Consider the following 331-nt stretch of genomic DNA (forward strand, 5'->3'; position numbering starts at 1 on the left):
CGGTGGTTTCGCCGATAAGGCGGTCGAGTTCGTCATAGGCGAGTTCGACGCTGCTGTGATGGTTGCGGGCTTTGGTCAGGTTGCCGGTAATCAGGTCGTATTCGAAACGGGTGCGGCTGATGCCTTCGTCTTTGCTTTGTCCGTTGCGACCGGAGACTTTGCGGCTTTGTTTTTCGATCAGCTGGCCGAGGATGTTGCGTTTGAAATGATGGATGTGCCAAGTCTCGGGACGGTTTTTCAGACGGCCTTCATGATTGCTTTGGCCGTATTCGGTCTGTTGAACCAGTTGTCCGGCGACATCGTAGCCGTAGGCGGTGATTTTGCCGTCCCA

Annotated in this window: 1 pseudogene; it reads right to left on the reverse strand. The window is 55.0% G+C overall.

Annotated features, from left to right (window positions below):
* Positions 1-331, reverse strand: a pseudogene (locus tag HMPREF2871_RS11895) (hypothetical protein); the annotation flags it as partial.

The organism is Neisseria sp. HMSC067G12, from assembly GCF_001812725.1.
Lineage (GTDB): Bacteria > Pseudomonadota > Gammaproteobacteria > Burkholderiales > Neisseriaceae > Neisseria > Neisseria perflava.